Below are 18,941 nucleotides of genomic sequence, written 5' to 3'. Positions count from 1 at the left end.
TCGTTCAGGCGGTGCCGCACGTGTCGATGATGGCCGCGGCGATGACCTTCGTGGTCTCGATCAGACTTTCGATCTCCACGCATTCATTGTCGCCGTGAAAGCCGTCGCCGGCCGGTCCGTAGATAACCGGCACCACGCCGGCGCCGGCGTAATGCGCGGCGTCGGTGACAGCTTCGAACCCCTTGATCACGGGCGCCTTGGCCTGCGCCTGCGTGGCGCGCCTGTTGAGCGATTGCACGATCGGTGCGTCGACCGGCGTGTTCATCGGCGGAAAGTTGAGGTCGAAGAGATCCCACTCGATCGCTGGCGGATGATCCCGCATCCAGGCGTCGGAGGCGGCGAAGTGGTGGACGAAGTTTTCGAACTCCGCCTTCACGTCCTCGAATTTCTCCTGCGGCATGAATTTGTAGTCGAGATCGATGGTGACGATGTCGGGGATGATGGCCGCGTTGGTCATGATCGCCGGCGTGCCGTCGGGGCCCATGCCCGCGCCACCGCGAATGACGCCTGGATTGATCGTGGCAAGGCCTGCAGGCACCAGCGGATGCCAGTTGTCCCGGCAGCGCGAGGTTTCGAAGTCGCGCAGCGCCATCAGGAAGCGCGTGGCGAGCTCGATCGCATTGACGCCGGGCGTGAGACGGCCCTCGACATGCGGCTGCGGCCAGATCGAGTTGAAGCGCCAGCCGGCATGCGCCTGCTTGCCGAAAATCGTCACGCGCACCCAGGTCAGTCCGCCTTCGGCCGGCACGATGTTGCCCCAGGTCGGCTCGGCGATGATAGCGCTCTTCGCCAGGCGCGAGCGCTTGACGAGGTCCATCGCCCCGAAGCCGCCGGCCTCCTCGTCGACCACGGTGTGGATGGCGAGCCGGCCATCGAGCTTGATGCCTGCGTTGCGGACCGCGCGCGCCGCCGCCACGCAGGCGGCGACGCCTGCCTTCATGTCGATCGCGCCGCGGCCCCAGATGCGGCCGTCCTTGATGTCGCCGCCGAACGGATCGCAGTTCCATTTCGACTGATCGCCCACCGGCACGACGTCGACATGGCCACAGAGGATAAGGCTCTTCTCGTCGCTGCCCGCCCACTCGCCGGTCAGGTTCGGCCGGTCCGGAAACACGTCCCAACGATCGACGCCGAAGCCGAGCGCTTCCAGTTCGCCGGCGAGACGGGTCTGTACGTCGGCCTCGCGGTTGATGGCGGGATCGGCCTGAAACTTCGGATTGACGGATGGTATCCGCACGATGTCCCGGGTCAGCCCGACGACATAGTCACGGTCCTCTTCGACGGCCTTCCAGACGGCGGAAATCGTGTCGCTCATTTCGCGAGCCCCTTCAATTCATCGAGAAGCTGATCGGTGGTCACCTGGCGGCAATAGCCCTTGATGGTGCGCAGCGAATTGTCGTGGCGCTCCTGCGAATAGGTCGCGCAGGCGTCGGTCACCTGGGTGACGAGATATCCAAGGTCGCAGGCGTCGCGGACCGCGCTTTCCACGCACTGGTCGGTCAGGAGYCCGGATATCACGAGCTGGCGCACGCCGAGATTGCGCAGGATGTAGTCGATATGCGTGGAGACGAAGACCGAGGACGAGGTTTTGGGAAGGCAGATCTCGTCGTCCGCGGGCGCCAGTTCGTCGATGACCTTGCCGTCCCAGGATCCCTTCGGCACATGGAAGCCGGTGATCTTGTAATCTAGGCTGCGGTCGCGGCCGTCCTTGGTCAGGCTTTCGATCGTCGTGTGCATCACCTCGATCCCGCCGGCGCGGAAGGCATCCAGCAGACGCTTCATGTTCGGGATGGTCTCGCTCTGGATGCGCTTGAAGAACCAGCCGTACTTTTCCTCGAACTCGGCCTTGCCGAGGTCCTTGAACTCGCCGCCGTCGCGATGCGCCGAGAAATTCTGCACATCGATGAACAGGATGCAGGATTGTTCCGGCACCAGCGGAACGTTGCGTGTCAGTTCCATTCCTTAGTCGCCCTTCTTCATGAAATCGCCGATCGCGCCCGCGAGAAGGCCGGCGAAACGCGCCACGCCTTCAGGGTGCGAAATGTGGTCGTTGCGTACCTCGATCAGGCTGTGGGCGATGCCGTTGCGCTCGCCATGCACCGGTACGAACCAATCGGATTGATCGCTGATCGCGTAAGGCTCCTGCATGCCGATCGAAAGGTCCGGCGCGGCCGCGAGCAGATATCGTTGGAGCGCCGGGGACGTCCGCCCGTCCTTCCTGTAGAGGAAGCCGATATCCCACGGCCTCGACACGCCCCGCAGCACCGGATTGAAGCTGTGGATCGCGAAAATGGCCTTCGGCCTGCGATCCCGGATCGCTCCCGCCAGCGCGCGGTCGAACGGCTCGAAAATCTCCGTCGCCCGCTGCGCCCGTTCCCTTGCATCCAGGTTCCTGTTGGCTGGTATTTCGGTCCCGTCGCTGACCGGCGGGATGGAGTCGTCGGCTTCCGTCGGCCTGTTGCAATCGATGACCAGCCGGCTGTATCGCTGCGCGACGAGGGGCGCGTCGAGGCGCTCGGAGAGCATCAAGGCAAGATCGCGCGCGCCGATGTCGTAGGCGATATGCCTGTCCATCTCGCTCGCCGCGATGCCGAGGTCTCCCAGGGAGGATGGGATCTCCCGGCCGGCATGTTCGCAGACGAGGAGCACGTCGCCGCTGCCGGCGGGATTGACGATCTCCACGGGCGCGGGATCGGATGCGCCGAGAAGGGTCGGTTGTGGTTGATTGGAAATATTCATGATGCCTTCTTTGTTGGAGTCAGGATGATGAAAGTTTTTCATCAATGTCAAATCCAAAATGATAATTGACTAAATTTTTTCTGCGTGGGAGGAAGGCGGGAATGGAACTCAGGGCACAGATCGAAGAGCTTGAGAGCGCGCTGACGCCGGCTGAACGCAAGCTGGCCTCGACGCTGTTGGCGGACTATCCGTTTGCCGGGCTGCAGACGATCCAGACGCTCGCCGACAAGACGGGCGTGTCGGCGCCCTCGATCACGCGCTTCGTTGCCAAGCTGGGCTGCCAGGGCTACCAGGATTTCCAGCACAAGCTGATCGGCGAGCTCAAGGAGTGGCATCGCTCGCCGGTCGAGCTGCACAGCAAAAGCTCGCACGGCGCGAACTTCCTCGAGGCCTATGTCGAACGCGCGAGCCAGATTGTGCGCGCGCTTCCCGCAACGCTGACGCAAGTGCAGTTCGAGCGCATCTGCGGCATGGTGGCGGATGAAAGGCGGGCCATCTATCTGATCGGCGGCCGCATCAGCGACCCCATGGCCCAGCATTTCTCGCGCCATCTGCGCCAGATCCGGCGCGACGTCTTTCATATCCCGCCCGATCCGGAAGTCTGGCCCGAATACATCTTGCGGATGAAGGCGCGCGACGTCTTCGTTGTGTTCGATTTTCGCCGCTACCAGCCGCGCCTCGAGCAGCTCGTGCGCACGGCCAAGYGGGCGAGCGGCATCGAAGTGCTGCTCTTCACCGACAAATGGTTGTCGCCGGTCTCCAGCGAGGCAACCGAGGTCATCGCGCTCGCGATCGACAATGGAACGGCATGGGACACCTACATCGCCGCCATGGTCACGGTGGACGCCATGATCACCCACATTTCCGAACGCGATTGGAATTCCACAAGCAGCCGCATCCGCGCCTGGGACGCCTTGCGGCTGGACAAGGAAAGGAAGCCGACAAAATGATAAGGGAACCCCTGCTCTTCGTCGCCACATGCGACGTTTCGGGGCGCGTTCGGGGCAAGGCATTTCCTCTCGATCTGATCGAGAGGCGGGCAGGGCGCGGCGTGGGCTGGACGCCCACCAACGTGCAGATCACCTGCTTCGATGCCATTGCCGAAAGCCCGTATGGTTCGCTCGGCGATCTCCTGCTGGTGCCCGACCGGGACAGCCGCGTGACGGTTGATTTCGAGGATGGCAGCCCTGCCGAGGACTTCATGCTCGGCGACATCCTGACCCTCGACGGCGTTCCGTGGGAGTGCTGCACGCGCTCCATCCTGAAATCGGCGCTGAAGAAGCTGGAGGATGTCGCGGGTGTCCGGCTGGTCGGCGCCTTCGAACACGAGTTCCACCTCAAGGCCGGCGAAGGCGGCGGCGCCTATTCCATGGAGGGCTACCGCAACCGGGCGGCATTCGCGGCGACGCTGATGGCTGCGATCAAGACGGCCGGCCTGAAGCCGGACACGGTGATGAAGGAATACGGCGTCGGCCAATACGAGGTGACGATCAGCCCGGAGCGCGGCTTGCGCGTGGCCGATGCCGGCCTTGTCCTGCGCGAGATGGTCCGCGCCACCGCGCGGCGCTTCGATGACGAGGCGAGCTTCACCCCGATCCGCCACCCCGACGGCGTCGGCAATGGCGTCCATATCCATCTCAGCTTCGAGGATTCCAGCGGCCGGCCCGCGACCTATGACGAGAATGGTCCGCACGGCATGTCCGCGATCACGCAAGCGTTCGTCGCGGGCGTGCTGAAATATCTCGACAGCATCGTCGCCTTCACGGCGCCGTCGTCGGTTTCCTATCTCAGGCTGACGCCGCATCGCTGGAGTGCCGCCTTCAACAATCTCGGTGTCCGCGATCGGGAAGCGTCGGTGCGGATATGCCCGACCACCGCACGTGACCCGGAGGGCGTGGCCAGGCAGTACAACATCGAATTCCGCGCGGCCGACGCCGCCGCGTCGCCGCATCTGGCGCTCGCGGCGATCGTTCATGCCGGCGTGCAGGGCATCGTGGAGAAGCTCGAGGCGCCGCGGGCGACGCAGGAAGATCTCTCGCTGCTCGATCCCGCGGCGCTCGCCGCCCGCGGCTTCACGCGGCTGCCGCAATCGCTCAGTGAGGCGATCGAGCGGATGATGGCCAACGAGACGGTGCGCGGCTGGTTCCCCGCCGGCTTCTGCGAGGTCTACCGTGACCACAAGCTCGGCGAACTGAAATTCCTCGGCGACCGCAGCGTGCTCGAGCAATGCAAGGCCTATGAGGCCGTTTACTAGACCGGCTCGATCCGTGGCTACGGCACCAGAACGAGCGCCCCGCTGGTCCTGCGGGCTTCCAGGTCCCGGTGGGCGTCCGCGGCATTGGCCAGACCATAGGCCGCGGGCTGCCCGACCCTGACGGCGCGCTGGCGAAAGGCCGTAAAGAAGCGGTCGACATGCGGCGCGAGCTTCTCGGGCGTGTCTGTGTAATGCGCATAATTGGGCCGCGAAACGGTGATCGACTTCGAGGCCAGGCGGTCGATGTCCCAACTGCCGACCGGACCCGACGCCTGGCCGAAGCTGACGAGATGACCGCGCACGGAAAGGGCAGTGAGGGAACCGGCGAATGTGTCGGCGCCGACGGCGTCGTAGATGACGTTGGCGCCTGCGCCGGCGGTCAGCCGCATGACCGCTTCCGCGAAATCCTCCCGGGAGTAGACGATGACATGGTGCGCGCCGAGCCGCTCGACGATGCGCGCCTTGTCGTCGCTCGACACGGTTGCGATCACGGTGGCGCCGAGATGGCGCGCCCATTGCACCAGCAACTGGCCGATGCCGCCGGCGGCGGCGTGGATGAGCACGACCTCGTCCGGCCGAACGGCATGGACGTCATGCAGCAGGAAGCTGGCCGACACGCCCTTGAGCAGGCTCGCGGCGGCGGCTTCGTCCGGTATGTCGTCCGACAGGCGCACCAACAGGTCGGCCGTCATGTTGCGGCGTTCGGCATAGGCGCCGACAGGCGGGCAGGCATAGGTCACCCGATCRCCGACCGACAGGCCGGAGATCGCCGCGCCGACAGCCTCGATGACACCTGCCGCTTCCATGCCGGGCACGCCGGGCAGCCGCATAAGGTCGAAGAAGCCGGTGCGGCAATAGACGTCGATGAAGTTGACGCCGATCGCCGTGTGGCGGATCCGCACCTCGCCGGGCGCCGGCGGCGGCAAGGCGATCTCCTTCAGCTGCAGCACGTCCGGCCCGCCATAGCGCTCGACGAGGATCGCGCGCGTCGTTTCTGCCGTGTTCCGGGACGGTGCGAGGATCGCCGGTGAGGGGACCGGGCGGGCCGCAACGCCTGTTGGCCTCGACGGCATGATCGCCGGCGAAGGCCTCGCCTCGGCCGGCGTGGCGGCGTCCGGGCGCCCCAGCAGATTGCGGATCGCGGCAAAGCCGGCGCGATAGATGTCTTCGGCGACCAGCTTCACCAGTTCGTCGCGGCGATGCGCCGGCGGGTGGAATTCGGAGCGCCATTCCCAGAAGGTGGCGTTGCCGTCGGTTACCGGCTTCAGCCGTATCGATGCGACATAGCCCATCAACGGCAGCGGCGCTTCGAGCAGGCAGTAGCTCAGCCGGCGGTCCTTGTCGGACAGCGCCAGAAGCTGTTCGCGCAGTTCGCCGCCGTCGGCCAGGCGGAAATGGCGCACGGCGCCGACCGCGTCGGCCGGCTCGCCGCCGTCGATCTCGCTCGCCGCGATGGCCGGGTGCCAGCGGTCGTGGCCGTTGAAATCGCGCAGGATCGCCCAGACCTCCTCAATCGGGGCATCGATGATCGTGCTCTGGCGGACCTGGACCATGCGCGGCGGTCAGCGCCCGAAGCGCTGCTTCAACGCGGTGAACGCGGCCTGGAACACGCCGCCGCCGATCTGCTGCGTCAGCGCCGCCTCGCGCTCAGGCGTGCAATCGAATTCCGCCTGCCATTCGGCCAGCGTCATATTGCCGTCGGTTATCGGCGTCAGCGACAGGGTGGCGACATAGTTCTCCACCGGCATCGGGCTCTCCAGGATCGCATAGCTGCAGGAGAGGTCGTAGTCCGACAGCGCCAGCAGTTTCTCGCGGATCCGTCCGCCGTCCTTGAGCGTGAAATTGCGGATGCAGCCGATCCGGTCGGCATGCGCGTTCTGCTCGATGCGGCTCTCGGCCACGAAAGGCGCCCAGCCCGGCAAGCCGTTGAAGTCGCGCACGACGTTCCAGACGTCCGCGGCCGGAGCCGGGATGACCGAAGAGACATAGACCTTGGTCATGCCGGGCGACCGCCGAGATAACTACGGAGTCGTCCGCCCTCGGGAAACGACCTTGCGGACATCTGGTCAATGGTCGCGGTCGTCATCATCGTCCTTGGCGGTCTTGCCTTTGCCTTTCTTGTCGCGGGCGAGGTTGGAAATGTCCTTGGCGTCGCGCAGCACATCGGTCATCCGTCCGAGCGAGCCGCCCTCGATGCCGATCTCCTTCATCAGATTGTCGATCATCGGCGCCTGCACGCGGTAACGCAGCGCCGAATCGATCACCTCGTCGGTGACGTTGCGGTTGCCGCCCGCCCCGCCATTGATGCCGTCGACGTGCAGGATCTTGATGCCGTCGATCTTTTCCATCGGCTTGACGCTCTCGCGGATGATGCCTTCCATGTGATCGAGCAGTTTGCCGCGCAGGCGTCCGGCGCGCGCTTCGCTGGAAAGAAGGTTCTCCGCTTCGTTGATCTGCCGATGGCCGGCCGCGTCGACTTCGTAGCGCTGGGCGGCGGCAAGGGCGTGGATCTTTTCCGCCTCCGCGGCGGCGACGGCCGCGATCTTCTGCGCCTCCGCCAGGCTCTTGGCGGCCTTCATCTCGGCCTCGGCGGCGGCCGTCACGCGAAGCGCCTCGCGCTCCGCCTCGCGTTGAGCGGCGATCAGGTCGGTCAGCTTGCGGCGCTCGGCGATCTCGCGTTCGCGGGCGGTCAGGGCCTGTTCCTCGGCCTGGACGGCCTTGGCGCGGACGGCTTCCGAAGCGGCGATAGCCGAGGAGCGTTCCTGCGTCTTCTTGGCGATGTCGATGGCCTTCTGGATTTCGGCGATCTCCACCTTCTGGTCGCGGTCGACGGCGAGCTGGCGCAGCTCGCGCTCCTTGACGAGCTTGGCTTCCTCGATGCCGCGCTCGGTGGTGATGCGCGCCCGCTCCACTTCCTCGGCCGCCGCGATCTCGGCTTCCTCGAAGGCCTGGCGCTTGGCGATCTGAAGCGCTTCGAGGTGGCGCTCCCTGTCGATCCGCACCTCGTCGACGGCACGTTCCTGCTCGATGCGCGCCGTCTCGGTCGCCTGGTTCTCGACGATTTCGGCGCGGCGCTTCTCGGCTTCCGCCCTGGTCACTTCGAGCGCCTTTTCGGCCAGCGCGATCTGGCGTTCGAGCTCGGCGATCTCCAGCGACTTCTTGCGCTCGATCTCGAGCCCGCTCTGCGCGCCCTCACGCTCGATGCGCGCCTTCTCCAGCGCCAGTCCAAGGGCGATCTGCTCGCGCTCAGTCAGTTCGCGCATCTTCATCTCGGCCTCGTCGAGCGCGCGGCGGCGCGCGATCTCGCGGCGCTGCGTGTCTTCCTCGCTGCGGATGCGTTCCTCGGTGATGCTGCGCTCCTGGGCGAGGCGCGATTTCTCCACCGCCTCGCGCGCCGAAAGCTGCGCCTGTTCGGCTTCCTGGTCGCGCACGGCGCGCTCCCTGGCGAGCTCGGAGCGCTGCGCCGCGCGCCGTATTTCCACTTCGCGCTCCTGTTCGAGGCGGGCGTATTCGGTGTCGCGCTCGATCTCCAGCACCTTGCGCTGCGTATCGAGGTTCTGGTTGCGAATGTCGACCAAAGTGCGCTGCTCGATCTCGTTGCGCATGCGGCGCCTGGTCTCGATGGATTCCGTCAGCTGCGTCAGGCCTTCGGCATCGAAGGCGTTGGACGGGTCGAAATATTCGAGGCTGGTCTGGTCGAGGTCGACGATGGCGACGCTCTCCAGCTCGAGCCCGTTGGCGGCCAGCGAATCCGAGGCGAGCGCCCGGACCTTTTCGGCATAGTCGCCGCGCAACTCATGCATCTCTTCCAGCGTCATCTGGGCGGCGATGGTGCGCATGGCGCCGGCGAACTTGCCCTCCAGCAATTCGCGCAGATTGTCGGGCTGCAGCGTGCGGCGGCCGAGCGTCTGCGCCGCGGCGGCGACGAACTCGCGGCTCGCGCCGACGCGGACGAAGAACTCGGCGATGAGGTCGACGCGCATGCGGTTCCTGGTGATCAGCGCCAGCGCGTCCTCGCGGCGCACCTCGATGCGCAGCACGTTCATGTTGACCGGGGTGATCTCGTGCAGCACGGGGATGACGAAGGCGCCGCCGTTGACCACCACCTTCTCGCCCAGGAAGCCGGTGCGCACGAATGCCGTCTCCTTGGTCGAGCGGCGATAGAGCCACCGCAGGATGTAGACGGCGATCACCACGACGACCGCGGCGACGATCAGCCACAACAGGAAAGCGCCAAAGCTCTGCGCGTCCATGATTTATTCTCCCCTACACAATCCGGTCGGCGCCAGGCGCCAATTCAAAGATCCGTCCGCCGTCAGGTAAAGCCCAATTCGTCATGCCCGCCTCTGCAGCCTTGGGCCGATCGCGTTGAACGCGCCGATCACCGCATCGACGAAAGGCGTGTCGTTGATGTTGGCGCGCACCCGCTCGACATGGCGCAACGGCGTCGGGCGAACGGTCTTTTCGATCGCCTCGAACAGCGCGTTGTCGGCTTCCGGATCGTGAAAGGGCTGGCCGGGCGCGTCGAGCATCGAGACGCCGCCTTCGGGCAGCAGGAAGCGCACCGGGCCGTTCATGGCGTTGAGCCGCGCGCCGATCCATTCGCCGAAAGCGCGGTTCTCGTCGCGCGTCGTGCGCATCAGCGTGACATTGGGATTGTGGATGACGAATTTGCGGCCGCGGAACTTCTCCGGCACGCTGCCGCGCGGACCGAAATTGACCATGTCCAGCGCTCCCGTCGATCCGACATAGGGCAGTCCGCTGCGGATGGCGGCGCCAAAGCGATCCTCTGTCGCGGGGAACACGCCGCCGACGATCATGTCGGCCACTTCCGTCGTGGTGAGATCGAGGAAAGCCGACAGCAGGCGCGAGTCGCCGAGATTCTCCATGGCGCGCCCGCCGATGCCGGTGGCGTGGAAGACGAGGCAGTCATAGTCGGCTTCGAGGCGCCTGGTCACTGCTTGCACGGCCGGCGTGGTGACGCCGAACATGGTGATGCCGACGGCCGGCCGCGCCAGCTTGCGCTTTGCTTCCCACGCTTCCGCATTGGGCAACTGCGCGATCATGCCGGCCATGGCATGCGCGGCGTTGGACAGCACCTGCTCGGTGATGGAGTTCAGCCCCTGAACGTCGGCGACCGAATGGAACATCATGATGTCGGCGCCGCCGACATATTTGGCGACATCGCCCGCAGCCACCGTCGAGACCATCAGCTTGGGGATGCCGACCGGCAGGACCCGCATGCCAGCCGTCGCCAGCGTCGTGCCGCCCGAGCCACCGGCAGAAATGACGCCGCCGATGCGCGGCTCCCGCTCGATCCAGCGGGCGAAGGCCTCCGCCATGGCGCTGACCGAGCCGCCCCGATCGTCGGTGAAGACCGCCGAGGACCCGTGGATATGCATGCCGGYCACTTGCATGGCGGGCACGTCCGCGCTCGACGGCTTTCCCGATGTCGACAGGTCGACGGTGCGGACGGGCAGTCCGAGCGACTTCAGCCGGTCGGCGACGAAGCGCAATTCCTTGCCCTTGGTATCGAAGGTGCCGACGACCAGCACGGTTTTGCCGATGCGCTCGGCAAAGGGGATGGCGAAGACCTTCCTCGGGTCGTCCTGGGGCGCGGCCTTGTCGACAGCCGCCTGCCTCAGTTCGGTGACCGGCACGTTCCAGCGGTTGGGCAATTGGGTGACAGGGCGGTAGACGCCGTCATGCACCGCCGGCTCGGCCGATCCGACCGCCGCGCGGTCGACGCGATAGACCGCCGCTAATTGCTCCTTTGCCTGCGCCGCTTCCGCCGGCGTGACTGGCGCTTCCTCGGCATGGCGTCCGACGCCCAGCAGCCGCTGCTGCAAATCGCGGTCGGCGGCCAGTGCTGCCGCCTCCATCAGCCGATTGATGCGGCCGTTGACCATGATCGCGACCTGGCTGGAGACGGCGGTCGCGACGCCGATATTCTGCTCGATGACGAGCACCGCCATCTCACCTTCCGCGGCCAGCTCGACCAGCATCTTTTCGACCTGGTCGACGATGATCGGCGCCAGGCCCTCGGTCGGCTCATCCATCACCAGCAGTTTCGGGTCGCTGAGCAGCGCGCGCGAGATGGCGAGCATCTGCTGCTCGCCCCCCGAGAGCTGCGATCCGCCATTGTGCCGCCGCTCCGCCAGGCGTGGAAAAGTCTGGTAGACGCGCTCGACCGTCCAGGCGGCGTCGCGCCGGTTGCCGGCGGCAAGCCGCAGATGTTCGTCGACCGTCAGGCTCGGCCAGACGCGACGCCCTTGCGGGACATAGCCGACGCCGAGGCGATGGATCTCGTGCGGCTCGAGCGCGGTGATCTCGCGGCCGTCGAAGCGGATCGAGCCGGAGCGCGCACGCTTCAGTCCGACGATGGTGTTGCACAGCGTCGACTTGCCCATGCCGTTGCGGCCGACGACGGAAAGCACGCCGCTTTCCAGCGTCAGCGAAATCCCCTGCAGGGCATGGCTCTCGCCATAGAAGACCTGCAGGTCTTCTATCTTCAGCACCGCCCTGGCGCCTTTGCCGGCGGAGCGTTCAGCCATGCTTGCCTCCGAGATAGATCTGCTGGACCTCCGGATCGGCCTCGATTTCCTGCGGCGTGCCTTCCTTGAACAGGTGCCCATTGTGCATCATCGACACGTAGTCCGCCACGCGCAGCGCGACGTCGAGATCGTGCTCGATGATGATGAAGCCGATGTGCTTCGGCAGTGCGTTGAGGATGGCGACGAGGTCGCGCCGCTCGGTCGGCGAAAGACCCGCCGCCGGTTCGTCGAACAGGATGAAGCGCGGCGCGCCGGCAAGCGCCAGCGCGATTTCCAGTTGGCGCTGCTGGCCGTGGCTCAGCGTCGCCACCAAGGCGTCGCGATGGGCCTCGAGATGGACAGCCTCGAGGATCGATCGCGCCTGCACCATGTTGACGTCGGCAGCGGCGGGCCTCAGCAGCGAGAACCGCCGGCGCGAGACACCGCGGCAGGCGAGAAAGATGGAATCAAGGACCGACAAGCCCTTGAACAGCTGCGAGATCTGATAGGTGCGGCGCAGGCCGCGGCGGATGCGCTCATGCGGCGGCAGGTCGGTGATGTCTTCGCCAAAGAAGCGGATGCGTCCGGCGGTCGGCAGGAAGTCGCCGGTCACGGCGTTGAAGAGCGTGGTCTTGCCGGCGCCGTTGGAGCCGAGGACCGCGCGCCGCTCGCCGGCCGCGATCCTCATGTCGATGCCCGAAAGCGCCACCAGCGCTCCGAAATGCCGCGCAACGCCATCGAGCTCCAGCGCGTAGGCACCGGAGCTCTGCAGACGGTTCGCGGCCAGGTTTTCGGTCACTGACGATGCTCTCGCAGGTACCGTTACGGGCAGCTCGGATTGTCGCGGTTGACCGCGCCGAGCTTCATGAACTCGTCCTCGGGAATGCCGAGCGTCTGGTTGACCTGCGGCACGACCTTGACCAGCTTGTTCAGGAGATTGCCGTCCGACCCTTCGGTGACCTCGGTCAGGAAGATGTCGGCGACGGCATTGCGGTTCTTGTCGAGCGACACCTTGCCGGTCGGCGTGTCGAAGGACAGCTTAGACAAGGCCTCGCGCAGCTTCTTGCCGCCGTCGGAGACGTCGCCGCCGACCTGGTCGAGCGCCAAAAGCGTCGCCTTCATGTTCACGTAATAACCATGGGCAAAGAGCGACGGCGAGGGGAAGGCGCCCGGCTGCTTGGCATAGGCCGTGACGAACGACTTCCAGGCCGGCGCGTCATTGGTGTCGGCGGTCGGTCCGGCCGAGGGCGTGCCCTTGAGCACGTCGCGCAGCTTGCCTTTCGAGGTCAGCACGGTCTGGTCGACGGTGATCGAGCCGCCGATCAGCGGAGCCGTGCCCCCGGCCTGCTGGTATTGGGTCAGGAAGTTGACGGCGTCGGCGCCGCCGAGCGCCACATAGATGGCATCGACATCCTCGGGGATCGCCGCGATGACCGAAGAAAAATCCTTGTTGCCGATCGGCACCCAGGATTTCGACGGCACGTGCCCGCCGGCCTTGCAGAACTCGGCCATGAAGCCGAAGACCTGCGTGTAGGGGAAGGAGTAATCCTCCGCGACCGTCGCGACCTTCTTGTAGCCCTTGTCGTTGAAGGCATAGGTGCCGAGGCCGGCCATCCACTGCGCCCCGTCGGTGGAGAAGCGGAAGAAGTTCTCGGCCGGATTGCGCWGCGTCGTGTCCTGCGCGGCCGAGGTGCCGTTGATGAACGTCACGTCCGGTTTGGTCTTGGCGTAGTCCTTGACGGCGAGGCCTTCATCGCCCGAAAGCGGACCRACCAGCACCTTCACGCCGTCCTGCTCGACCAGCTTGCGCGCCGCGCGCACCGCGCTGTCGGGCGAGGCGTCGGACGAGCCCTTGACGATCTCGATCTTCTTGCCGGCGACGGTGCCGTTGGTCTCGGCGACCGCCGTCATGGCGCCGCGTTCGCCGTCCTCGCCGAGCACCGTGAACGGCCCCTCGAAAGTGGCGAGCAGGCCGATCTTGATCGTGTCGTCGGCGGCGAGCGCCATCGAAGGCGCGGTCAGCCCGGTGAACAGCGCCAGGGCCAGCAGTGTACGTCTATGCATCCTCAGTTCCTCCCATTGAATTGCATTGATCTGCGGTGCTTCATCCGCGTCGGCCGCTAGGGGCCGGCGCGCAATGACTCCTGGGCAAGATGTGGCTTGATCCTCCCCCACAACCCAAGAATTCCATCCGGCGAGACGAAGACGATCACCAGGAACACCAGGCCGATCAGCGTGTTGAAACGCTCAGCGCCGACGATGTCGATGGCGAAGGTCTGCATCAGTATGACGACGATCGCGCCCACGAACGGACCGATCGGATGGCGCAGGCCGCCGATGACGGCGATGATCAGGATGTCTATCGCCACGTCGACGCCGATCGTGCCGGGCGAAACGCGTCCGTTGAACCAGACCAGAAGCACGCCGGCCAGCCCCGCGAGGATGCCGGCCAGGAACCAGGCGAAGACCTTGTGCGCGGTGACGTGGTAACCCAGCGCCCGCATCCTGCGCGGGTTGTCGCGGATCGCCTGCAAGGTCATGCCGAAGGTGGAGCGGGAGCCATAGAGCACCGCCGCGTAGGACAGCATCGCAAGGCCAAGACAAAGGTAGTAGAAGGGTTTCGGGTCCCGCCAGTTGATACCCCAGAAGACCGGCGCGTGGATGCCGGCATAGCCGGAATGGCCGTTGAAGATCGCGTAGTTCTGTTGGGCGAAGTAGAAGGTCGCCGTCGCGATCGCCAGGGTGATCATCAGCGTGTAGATGCCTTCCGTGCGCACCGAGATCCAGCCGATCAGCGCCGAGGACATCGCCGCCGCGGCAACGGCGAAGGGAACGACGATCCACCAGGGCCAGCCGAAGCCCAGCACGCTGGAATTGTTGCTGCCGAGGATGGCGACGGCGTAGGCGGCGATGCCAGCGACCGTGATCTGCGCCAGGCTGAGCATCCCGCCATAGCCGGCCAGCAGCATCAGCGACAGCGAAAGCACGCCGAAGATCATCGAATAGCCGGCGATCTGCGTCAGGAAGAAATCCGACGCCACCAGCGGGTAGAGCAGGAGCGCCGTGCCGAGGATGACGTGACCTGCGCCGATCTTGTCCAGCCAGTTCTGCTGCGGCGCCGCGCCGTCGGCGGCTGTGGCCAGGCTCATCGCGCCTTCCCCATGATGCCTTGCGGCCTAACCGCCAGCGTCACCACCATGATGACGAAGGTGAGCACCACGCCATAGGTCGGGAAATAGACGAGGCCGATCTGCTCGGCCAGCCCAATGAGCAGCGCCCCGATCGCCGCGCCGGTAATGGAGCCCATGCCGCCGACGATCACCACGACCAGCGAGGCAAGCAGGTAACGCACGTCCTCGCCGGGCGCGACCGAGAGCGCCGATCCGCCGACGACGCCGGCGAAACCCGCCAGTCCGGCGCCGACCGCGAAGACGATGGCGAACACCGCATGCACGTTGACGCCGGATGCCGACAGCATGGCGCGGTCGTCGACGCCGGCGCGGATCATCATGCCGACGCGCGTCTTGTTGAGCATCAGCCAGAGCCCGACCCCGATGACGATCGCCGCTGCCAGCACGACCACGCGGTAAAGCGGATAGGTGAGGAACACCGAAGCGCCGTTCGAGCGCACAGCGGTGATGATGGGCAAGGTCAAGGCCCCGTCGAGCCATTCCGGCGTGGCGATCTGGTAGGTGCCGCCGGCCCAGACCGCCAGCATCAGGTCGGCGGCGACGATCGAGATGCCTATGGTCACCAGGGTCTGCCTGAGGTCGTCGCCCTCCAGGCGGCGGAAGACGAAGACCTGCATGACGACGCCGATGATGGCGAGCACCGCGAAGCCGGCGGCGACGCCGAGCAGCCAATAGCCGGTGCGGCTGGTGACCTCGTAGCCGATATAGGCGCCGAGCAGGTAAAGCGAACCGTGCGCCAGGTTGATGTTGCGCATCAGTCCGAAGATCAGGGTAAATCCGCTAGCGACCAGGAAATAGAGGCCGGCGAGCGTCAGGCCGTTGAGGATGGCGCTGACGAAAGCCTTCTTGGAGATCAGGATCGCGTTCAGCCATTGGGGCCAGACGGCAAAGACCAGCCAGGCGACGATCGCCGCGGCCAACAGGCCGACGAGACCCCAGGCCTGACGGCGCGTCACGCCGCCGCCCGACAGCGACGAGGACGATGGCTGGTCGAGTATGCTCATGCGGTCAGCCGCCGGCGCTGCTCGTTCATGCGCGGCGCCTTGTGGAACTTGCCGTCCTTCATAATGGCGAGGATGCGGTTCTTGTCCTGCAGGATGCGCACGTCGGAGATCGGGTCGCCGTCGATCAGCAGCATGTCGGCGAGATAGCCTTCCTTGATGAGGCCGAGCTCGTCGCCCATGCCCATGATCTGGCCGCCATATTTGGTCGCGGCCTGGATCGCCTCCATCGGCGAGAAGCCGAACATCTCGACGAAGGTCTGGATGTCCTTGGCGTTGGTGCCCTGCGGCGTCCAGGCGAAGCCGTAATCGCCGCCGATGCACACGCGGATGCCGCGCCGGTGCATCTTCTTCATCGTTTCGATGCACATTTCGAGCTCGCGCTCATATTCGAGCGACAGCGGCGAGCCGGGCTTGATGCCCCATTGCTCGGCATGGCGCGCGGTGTTGATCAGCCAGGCGACGCCGGGCGCGACGAAGTGCTTGTCCTTGACCGCCYCGAGCATATCGAGCGCTTCCTCGTCGGCGAAGGAAGCGTGGTAGATGTTCTGGATGCCGTGGCGGACRCATTGCTTGACCGAGCCGGAAGAGCGCGCATGCGCCGACAGCACCTTGTTGCGGCAGCGCGCCTCGGAAGCAGCCATGGCGACCTCTTCCTCGGACATCGGGGTTTCCTCCGCGCCCATGCCGGTGATGCTCTCGCCGGAGAGGTTGAGCTTGATGGAATCGACGCCATATTTGATCAGCTGGCGTACCGTGCGGCGGATTTCCTCCGGACCCGAGACGACGATGCCGAGATTGAGGCCCTCATGCGGAATATGCGAGGGCGCCGAATCGCCGAGACCGCCGACCGTAGTGATCTCAGGCCCGGCCGCGAGGTAACGCGGGCCGGGAAATCGGCCTTGGTTGATGAATTTCTTGGCGACGACGTCGAGCCGCGGCTTGGCGGCGGCCGCGCCCCGTCCGGCGGTGAAGCCGGCATCGAGCACCAGCTTGGCCATCTCCATGGTGACCAGCATGTGCTCCTCGATCTCCATCATCTGGATGGGATCGATGCCGGGCGCGTTGTTCCAGGACAGATGCAGATGCGCGTCGATCATGCCGGGCATCAGCGTCGCGCCCATGCCGTCGATCACGGTAGCGCCGCCATTGTAGGAAGACGACGAGGAGGCGCCGAAGCGGGACGAACCCTTGGTGATCTGCTTGATGCGGTTGCCCTGCACCAGCACCTCGCCGGTGTAGGGATATTCACCAGTCGCGTCGAGCACCCGCACATTGGTGAAGAGCGTACTTCCCGACCCGTTTCCGGCCCAGCTTTCGTCTGCCATAACAAGCCTCCCAACTTGCCGAGCGCGTAAGTCTACGCCCGATGCGAAATCCTCACCTATCAACCCGTCTCAAAAAATCGGCGAGCCTCAAACTGCTCTCGCGCGGACTTTCCACCGTGGCCCAGTGTCCGCACCGATCGAGCGAGGAGAATACGGCTCCCTTGATCTTGTCGGCAAGCGCCTGGGCGACGCCCGGCGGATTGACCGTGTCGGCATCGCCCGTGACGAGCAGCGTCGGTGCGGAAATCCGCCGCGCATCGACCGCGGTGGCCTTCGCCAGGGCCTCGCAGGTGCGGGCATAGGATTCGGGGTCCTGGCGGGTGATCGATTCCCGTACGAAGGCCGCCGCCGCGGGCGACGTCTCCCTCGTGTGCGCCGAGATCGCGTTGGCGACGATCTGATCGGCGATGTCGGCAATGCCGCCGGAGCGCGCCAGGCGCGCACGGTTGCCGAGCCCCTGCCGGGTTGCCTCGCCCGGCTCGGCCAGGGCGCCGAACAGCGTCAGCGATGTTACCAGGGCAGGCTGCGTCGCCGCGATCTGCTGGCACATGATCGTGCCCATCGAATGGCCGACGAAATGCGCCGACGTAACGCCCATGCCGGCCATGGCGCGGATCACGGCTTCGCTCATTCCTTCGATGGTGAGCGGCTCGATCGGGCGCGGCGAGCGGCCCGAACCGGGCAGGTCGAGCCGGATGACGCGGTAGCCGGAGAGCGCGCCCATCTGCGGCTGGAACATGTTCGAGGTTCCGCCGAGGCCGTGGATCATCACCACGGCCGCGCCTTCGCCGGTCACTTCCGCGACGACCTGGCCGACAGTCACAGTCGTCATTGCGGCCTCTCCACGAAACGGTTCTCCAACGTGCCGATGCCGTCGATCTCGATGCGCACGACGTCGCCAGGCTTGAGGTATTTCGGCGGATCGAAACCGATGCCGACCCCGACAGGCGTGCCGGTGGCGATGATGTCGCCGGGCTTCAGCGTGATGCCTTGCGAGAGCGTGGCGATGATGGTCGGGATATCGAAGATGAGCAGCGATATCCGGGAGTCCTGGCGCAGGTCCTCATTGACGAAACAGCGGATGCCGGCGTTGGCGAGATCGAACTCGTCCCTGGTGACGGCCCAAGGCCCCATCGGACAGAACGTGTCCTGCGATTTGCCGATCAGCCACTGGCTGTATTTGCCTTGCAGGTCGCGCGCCGTGACGTCGTTGACGATCGTATAGCCCCAGACGTGTTCGAGGGCGTCTTCCTTCGAGATGCCGCGCCCGCCCTTGCCGATGATGACGGCAAGTTCCGCCTCATAGTCGATCGCCGTCGAGACAGTGGAATCGATCAGCACGCTGGCATGGTTGGGGACGACCGATTCCGGCACCTTTGAGAAGATGATCGGATGCTTCGGCACCGCGCCGGCGCCGGCGCTGGAATCGAAGCCTGAGCGGGCGAACTCGTGCGCGTGCTCGTGGTAATTCTTGCCGACGCAGAAGATATTGCGGCGCGGCTGTGGGATCGGGGCTTCGATCTCCACCCCCGCCAGCGGGATCGGGGAGAGCGTGCGCGGCAGCCCGGCTCCGTTGCGTTCGATCAGCGCGAGCAACCCGGCCTGGGCGCGCTCGACGGGAAGATCGAAGGGGGCGACGGTCTGGGCGGCAAGATCGACCAGGCCGACCCGCCTTTCGTCGGCGAGCGAGAAAGTCGCGACCCGCATGAAGTTCCTCCCGTGAACCAATTTTGAGCCAATTTTCCGCTCTTTTGAAACACGCTAACGTCAATTGGCTTAGGCCGCAAGCCGGATTCTGATTCGTTTCATGAAATAATCCAACGCCTGCGACGCGCAAACGCTGAGATGCTTTCGGCTTGGACGATGGACGGGCGCAAGAAAAGCTGCTATAAATG

At 65.5% G+C, this 18,941-nt stretch carries 16 protein-coding genes; 2 read left to right on the top strand and 14 right to left on the bottom strand.

Going from position 1 to position 18,941, the window contains the following annotated elements:
• Nucleotides 1–4: 4 nt before the first annotated feature.
• The 3 genes from LCM4577_RS07035 to LCM4577_RS07025 are packed head-to-tail and all read right to left on the bottom strand — an operon-like array spanning nucleotide 5 to nucleotide 2,739.
• A complete protein-coding gene (locus tag LCM4577_RS07035; protein ID WP_071032621.1) occupies nucleotides 5–1,315 on the bottom strand; it encodes a M20 family metallopeptidase in 1,311 nt (436 codons plus the stop codon).
• Nucleotides 1,312–1,959 (bottom strand): isochorismatase family cysteine hydrolase, encoded by a 648-nt coding sequence (locus tag LCM4577_RS07030; RefSeq protein ID WP_040990630.1) that lies wholly within the window; start codon nucleotides 1,957–1,959, stop codon nucleotides 1,312–1,314. Before LCM4577_RS07030 ends, LCM4577_RS07035 begins: the two co-directional genes overlap by 4 nt.
• Nucleotides 1,960–1,962: 3 nt before the next feature.
• Nucleotides 1,963–2,739: an N-formylglutamate amidohydrolase gene (locus LCM4577_RS07025; protein WP_071070626.1), complete on the bottom strand. Its 777-nt coding sequence runs from the start codon at nucleotides 2,737–2,739 to the stop codon at nucleotides 1,963–1,965.
• A 101-nt stretch (nucleotides 2,740–2,840) separates the two neighbouring features.
• Here LCM4577_RS07025 and LCM4577_RS07020 point away from each other — a divergent pair, with 101 nt between their 5' ends.
• The gene (locus LCM4577_RS07020; protein ID WP_071070413.1) at nucleotides 2,841–3,689 is read left to right on the top strand and encodes a MurR/RpiR family transcriptional regulator; all 849 of its coding nucleotides are present in this window, start codon (nucleotides 2,841–2,843) and stop codon (nucleotides 3,687–3,689) included.
• Nucleotides 3,686–4,993, top strand: coding sequence for a glutamine synthetase family protein (locus tag LCM4577_RS07015; protein ID WP_071070411.1), 1,308 nt, complete (start codon nucleotides 3,686–3,688; stop codon nucleotides 4,991–4,993). The genes LCM4577_RS07020 and LCM4577_RS07015 overlap by 4 nt, the downstream gene beginning before the upstream one ends.
• Before the next feature lie 17 nt (nucleotides 4,994–5,010).
• Here LCM4577_RS07015 and LCM4577_RS07010 read toward each other — a convergent pair whose 3' ends face one another.
• The 11 genes from LCM4577_RS07010 to LCM4577_RS06960 all read right to left on the bottom strand — a co-directional run bounded on the left by LCM4577_RS07010 (nucleotide 5,011) and on the right by LCM4577_RS06960 (nucleotide 18,753).
• Entirely contained in the window at nucleotides 5,011–6,546 is a 1,536-nt protein-coding gene (locus LCM4577_RS07010; RefSeq protein ID WP_083354647.1) for an SRPBCC family protein, read from the bottom strand.
• Between the two features lie 9 nt (nucleotides 6,547–6,555).
• The gene (locus LCM4577_RS07005) at nucleotides 6,556–6,993 is read right to left on the bottom strand and encodes an SRPBCC family protein (protein ID WP_071070410.1); all 438 of its coding nucleotides are present in this window, start codon (nucleotides 6,991–6,993) and stop codon (nucleotides 6,556–6,558) included.
• Nucleotides 6,994–7,059: 66 nt separating this feature from the next.
• Nucleotides 7,060–9,246, bottom strand: a complete 2,187-nt coding sequence (locus LCM4577_RS07000) for a flotillin family protein (protein WP_071070408.1) — start codon at nucleotides 9,244–9,246, stop codon at nucleotides 7,060–7,062.
• A gap of 81 nt (nucleotides 9,247–9,327) precedes the next feature.
• The gene (locus LCM4577_RS06995; RefSeq protein WP_071070406.1) at nucleotides 9,328–11,547 is read right to left on the bottom strand and encodes an ABC transporter permease; all 2,220 of its coding nucleotides are present in this window, start codon (nucleotides 11,545–11,547) and stop codon (nucleotides 9,328–9,330) included.
• Complete coding sequence (locus LCM4577_RS06990; RefSeq protein WP_116389989.1) at nucleotides 11,540–12,325, bottom strand: ABC transporter ATP-binding protein; 786 nt, start codon at nucleotides 12,323–12,325, stop codon at nucleotides 11,540–11,542. Before LCM4577_RS06990 ends, LCM4577_RS06995 begins: the two co-directional genes overlap by 8 nt.
• A 23-nt stretch (nucleotides 12,326–12,348) precedes the next feature.
• Nucleotides 12,349–13,590 carry an ABC transporter substrate-binding protein gene (locus LCM4577_RS06985; protein ID WP_071070404.1) on the bottom strand — a complete coding sequence of 414 codons (1,242 nt, stop codon included), beginning with the start codon at nucleotides 13,588–13,590 and terminating at the stop codon, nucleotides 12,349–12,351.
• Between the two features lie 56 nt (nucleotides 13,591–13,646).
• Nucleotides 13,647–14,675, bottom strand: a complete 1,029-nt coding sequence (locus LCM4577_RS06980) for a branched-chain amino acid ABC transporter permease (protein ID WP_071070402.1) — start codon at nucleotides 14,673–14,675, stop codon at nucleotides 13,647–13,649.
• A complete protein-coding gene (locus LCM4577_RS06975) occupies nucleotides 14,672–15,721 on the bottom strand; it encodes a branched-chain amino acid ABC transporter permease (protein WP_116389988.1) in 1,050 nt (349 codons plus the stop codon). The genes LCM4577_RS06980 and LCM4577_RS06975 overlap by 4 nt, the downstream gene beginning before the upstream one ends.
• Nucleotides 15,718–17,046 carry an amidohydrolase family protein gene (locus LCM4577_RS06970; RefSeq protein WP_071070401.1) on the bottom strand — a complete coding sequence of 443 codons (1,329 nt, stop codon included), beginning with the start codon at nucleotides 17,044–17,046 and terminating at the stop codon, nucleotides 15,718–15,720. Before LCM4577_RS06970 ends, LCM4577_RS06975 begins: the two co-directional genes overlap by 4 nt.
• A gap of 52 nt (nucleotides 17,047–17,098) precedes the next feature.
• Nucleotides 17,099–17,878 carry an alpha/beta fold hydrolase gene (locus tag LCM4577_RS06965; protein WP_071070399.1) on the bottom strand — a complete coding sequence of 260 codons (780 nt, stop codon included), beginning with the start codon at nucleotides 17,876–17,878 and terminating at the stop codon, nucleotides 17,099–17,101.
• Nucleotides 17,875–18,753 carry a fumarylacetoacetate hydrolase family protein gene (locus LCM4577_RS06960; protein WP_071070397.1) on the bottom strand — a complete coding sequence of 293 codons (879 nt, stop codon included), beginning with the start codon at nucleotides 18,751–18,753 and terminating at the stop codon, nucleotides 17,875–17,877. The genes LCM4577_RS06965 and LCM4577_RS06960 overlap by 4 nt, the downstream gene beginning before the upstream one ends.
• Between the last annotated feature and the right edge of the window lie 188 nt (nucleotides 18,754–18,941).

The organism is Mesorhizobium sp. LCM 4577, from assembly GCF_001854795.2.
Taxonomy (GTDB): domain Bacteria; phylum Pseudomonadota; class Alphaproteobacteria; order Rhizobiales; family Rhizobiaceae; genus Mesorhizobium; species Mesorhizobium plurifarium.
This window is presented reverse-complemented; position numbering and strand designations above follow the sequence as displayed.

What these genes read in the sequence shown, in the direction of transcription:
- LCM4577_RS07035 (WP_071032621.1), bottom strand. Translation starts at nt 1,315, where the DNA reads ATGAGCGACACGATTTCCGCCGTCTGGAAGGCCGTCGAAGAGGACCGT.
- LCM4577_RS07025 (WP_071070626.1), bottom strand. Translation starts at nt 2,739, where the DNA reads ATGAATATTTCCAATCAACCACAACCGACCCTTCTCGGCGCATCCGAT.
- LCM4577_RS07015 (WP_071070411.1), top strand. Translation starts at nt 3,686, where the DNA reads ATGATAAGGGAACCCCTGCTCTTCGTCGCCACATGCGACGTTTCGGGG.
- LCM4577_RS07005 (WP_071070410.1), bottom strand. Translation starts at nt 6,993, where the DNA reads ATGACCAAGGTCTATGTCTCTTCGGTCATCCCGGCTCCGGCCGCGGAC.
- LCM4577_RS07000 (WP_071070408.1), bottom strand. Translation starts at nt 9,246, where the DNA reads ATGGACGCGCAGAGCTTTGGCGCTTTCCTGTTGTGGCTGATCGTCGCC.
- LCM4577_RS06980 (WP_071070402.1), bottom strand. Translation starts at nt 14,675, where the DNA reads ATGAGCCTGGCCACAGCCGCCGACGGCGCGGCGCCGCAGCAGAACTGG.
- LCM4577_RS06975 (WP_116389988.1), bottom strand. Translation starts at nt 15,721, where the DNA reads ATGAGCATACTCGACCAGCCATCGTCCTCGTCGCTGTCGGGCGGCGGC.
- LCM4577_RS06965 (WP_071070399.1), bottom strand. Translation starts at nt 17,878, where the DNA reads ATGACGACTGTGACTGTCGGCCAGGTCGTCGCGGAAGTGACCGGCGAA.
- LCM4577_RS06960 (WP_071070397.1), bottom strand. Translation starts at nt 18,753, where the DNA reads ATGCGGGTCGCGACTTTCTCGCTCGCCGACGAAAGGCGGGTCGGCCTG.